Annotated in this window: 3 protein-coding genes and 1 pseudogene; 1 reads left to right on the forward strand and 3 read right to left on the reverse strand. The window is 70.2% G+C overall.

Translation table 11 applies throughout. From position 1 onward, the window contains the following. The coding region (locus VGL85_RS13085) for a DEAD/DEAH box helicase (protein ID WP_331589387.1) at positions 1-912 on the forward strand (912 nt) is incomplete at its 5' end. Between the two features lie 134 nt (positions 913-1,046). On the opposite strand, the gene VGL85_RS13090 is transcribed toward VGL85_RS13085, so the two are convergent. The 3 genes and pseudogenes from VGL85_RS13090 to VGL85_RS13100 form a co-directional block, all read right to left on the reverse strand. Beyond that, a complete protein-coding gene (locus VGL85_RS13090) occupies positions 1,047-1,427 on the reverse strand; it encodes a hypothetical protein (RefSeq protein WP_331589388.1) in 381 nt (126 codons plus the stop codon). A 199-nt stretch (positions 1,428-1,626) separates the two neighbouring features. Next, positions 1,627-2,637: a mechanosensitive ion channel family protein gene (locus tag VGL85_RS13095; RefSeq protein WP_331589389.1), complete on the reverse strand. Its 1,011-nt coding sequence runs from the start codon at positions 2,635-2,637 to the stop codon at positions 1,627-1,629. A gap of 32 nt (positions 2,638-2,669) precedes the next feature. Further along, positions 2,670-3,211: pseudogene (locus VGL85_RS13100) on the reverse strand (ATP-dependent DNA ligase); the annotation flags it as partial.

Raw genomic sequence — 3,211 nt, forward strand, 5'->3', positions numbered from 1 at the left:
CTGGTGCTGGACGAGGCCGACCAGATGCTCGACCTCGGCTTCCTGCAGCCCATCCGCCGCATCGTTTCCGGCATGAGCCGCAAGCGCCAGAACCTGTTCTTCTCGGCCACCATGCCGGCCGAGATCGGCAAGCTGGCCGGCGAACTGCTGGTCGATCCGGTCGAGGTGCGCGTCGCGCCCGCGGCCACCACGGTCGAGAAGGTGCAACAGAGCCTGCTGTTCATCGAGGGCCCGCGCAAGCGCGCCCTGCTGGCCGAGTTGTTCGAGGACAAGTCGATCACCCGCGCCCTGGTCTTCACCCGCACCAAGCGCGGCGCCGACCGGGTCGCCAAGTATCTGGAACAGGCCGACGTCGCCTCTGCCGCCATCCACGGCGACAAGAGCCAGCCGCAACGCGAACGGGCGCTGGCCCAGTTCAAGTCCGGCCAGGTGCGCGCCCTGATCGCCACCGACATCGCCGCGCGCGGCATCGATGTCGACGCGGTCAGCCACGTCATCCAGTACGAACTGCCGCAGGTGCCGGAGGCCTACGTCCACCGTATCGGCCGCACCGCGCGCGCCGGGGCGGGCGGCATCGCCATCAGCTTCTGCGCCGATGACGAACGTGGCCTCTTGAAGGACATCCAGAAGCTGACCCGCCAGACCATCGCGTCGTTCGACCGGCGCAACGACAAGGTTCTGGGCGCGGTCACCGCGGCCACCACCTCGGGCCCTTCGGCGGAACAGTCACTGCCGCAGGCCAAGGCGCGGCCGCAGAACGGCCAGCATCGCTCGGCCAAGCCGCACAACCACCGCCCGAACGGGCATCAAGGCCAGGGCCAGCCCAACCGCAACCGCCGTCGCGGCGGCGGCCGGGCCAAGGGCCCGGCGAACGGCGCCGCCAAGCCGGCGTGGAATCCGCTGCAGGCCTAAGGAGCCACCACAACAGCCGTCATGACCCGGCTTGTCCGGGCCACCCACGATCACCGTCTCTGGTCGGTGCTCATGGGTCCCCCGCATTCCGCCGCTAAAGCGGCTCCAGCGGGGGATGACGGTTTTGGGAGCCGTTAGTGGTGGTGATGGCCGCCATCGCCACGACCGCCGTCGTCATGGCCACGATCGTGGCCGCCGTCGCCGTGCCAGTCGCCGCGGCCGCGGTCGCCATGCCAGTCGCCCCGGCCGCCGTTCCAACGGCCGCCGTCATGCCAGCCCGGACGGCCCCAGCCGTGCCAGCCGATCGGGCCGCCCCAGCCGTAGCCGCGACGCCACGCATAGCCGCACCAGTAATAGCCCGGGCCCTGCCAGCCGCCCGGATACCAGCAATAGTTCCGGCCGCCCCAGAAGAACTGGGTCTTTTCGAACTGGCCGGCCTCGCCGGCATAGCTGACGGCGTTGTCCAGCCTGGCCGGGGCCGCCTGTTCGTTGGCCACGGCGTCCTGGGTGGTCATTGCCGCGGACGCAGCCGAAGCCCCGCCAAGGGCGACGGTCAATCCTGAGATCAGAAGCGTGTTTTTGAGCCTGTTGGGCATTGCCTATCTCCTCGGTGTTTCACGGCCGCATAAGGTCGAGACGGCCAGTCTCGGTCACGCTGCCTGAACCCAATCTGAAAACCGCCGTTCAGCCGCGGTTCATTCCGCGAGGCGGGCCTCAGCCGCCGTCCTGCGACGGCGCCTGGCTCGCATCCGGGCGCGGCTTGTGGGCGCCGGCCGGCGCCGGCTCGGGCGCCGCCGCCGCGGCGGGCCGCCTCGGCGCTTTGGCCACCGCCGTCTGGTGCGGATAGGGGTGTTCCAGCCCGCCGGCCTGCAGGGCTTCGCCGGCGCGCTGAACCAGGTCGAAGCGCGCGTCCCAATAGTCGTCGAGCTTGGCCCAGGCGCGCAGGGTGACGGTGACGGCGCTGTCCGACAGCGCCGTGACCTGGCACCAGGGCTCGGGCCTGTTCATAAGCCGCGGGTCGGCCGTGGCGCAGCCGAGCAGCAGCGCCCGGGCGGCGTCCAGGTCGTGGTCGTAGTCGACGCTGAAATGCAGCTCCATCCGGCGATAGGCGGGGCTGGAATAGTTGATGATGGTGTCGCCGAACACCTTGCCGTTCGGCATGTAGATGTCGAGATTGTCCGGATCGGACAGCGCGGTCATGAACAGGTCCAGCCGCTTGACCGTGCCGATCCTGCCGTTCACCTCCACCGTGTCGCCGACCCGATAGGGGCGCAGGATCAGGATCATCACCCCGGCGGCCACGTTCGACAGCGCCCCCTGCAACGCCAGGCCGATGGCGATCGAGGCCGCGCCCAGCACCGCCAGTATGGAGGTGGTGCGCACGCCCAGCTGCTCCAGCACCGCCATCAGCCCGACGATGATGACGATCCAGCGCGCCAGCGAGGCCATGAAGCCCTGCAAGGTGGCGTCCGGCGCGCCGTTGCGCTGCAGGCGGCCGACCGCGCGTCGCGTGAGCCTGGCCGCCCATCCCGACGCCCAGAGCGTGAAGCCGAGGATCAGGGCGGCGATGACCAGGCTGACGGCAAGCTGGCCGATCGCCTCCAGGAACATCCGCCAGTTGTCCGGCCCGCCGCCGACGATGGCGTTGACGCCGGCGCGCACCGCGCCCAGCGGCTCGGGCGGCGGTTCAGGAAGCGCGGCGAGGGGCTGGGCGGGACTCGGCACGATCCTCCCTTAGCGCAACCGGGCGGGGCGCGTCATTCGCGGCTTGGCGCCCGGCCGGCCTCGATGGCGGCCAGCATGCGCTCCAGCGTCGAAAGCTCGTCGGCCTCTCCCGCCGGCTTGTCCCAGCGGATGCGGCTGATGCGCGGAAAGCGCATGGCGACGCCCGACTTGTGCCGCGGCGAGCGCTGCAGGCCCTCGAAGGCGACTTCCAGCACCAGGCCGAACGCGCGGTCGGCCTTCACCGAGCGCACCGGCCCGAACCGCTCGATGGTGTTGTCGCGGACGAACTTGTCGATCTGTTTCAGCTCCTCGTCGGTGAAGCCGAAATAGGCCTTGCCGACCGGGGTCAGGGCGCCGTCGTTCCAGACCCCGAAGGTGTAGTCGGAATAGAAGCTCGAGCGCTTGCCGTGGCCGCGCTGGGCGTACATCAGGACCGCGTCGACCAGATAGGGATCGCGCTTCCACTTGAACCACGGCCCCTTCGGCCGCCCGGCCTCGTAGATCGAATCCCAGCGCTTCAGCATCACGCCCTCGGCCGCCTGGGCGTCGCCGGCCGGCGGGTCGGCGCGTAAGC

Origin of the sequence: Phenylobacterium sp., assembly GCF_036501465.1 — a bacterium.
Taxonomy (GTDB): domain Bacteria; phylum Pseudomonadota; class Alphaproteobacteria; order Caulobacterales; family Caulobacteraceae; genus Phenylobacterium.

Coding starts and splice junctions, on each gene's coding strand:
- VGL85_RS13090 (WP_331589388.1), bottom strand. CDS start 1,427: ATGACCACCCAGGACGCCGTGGCCAACGAACAGGCGGCCCCGGCCAGG.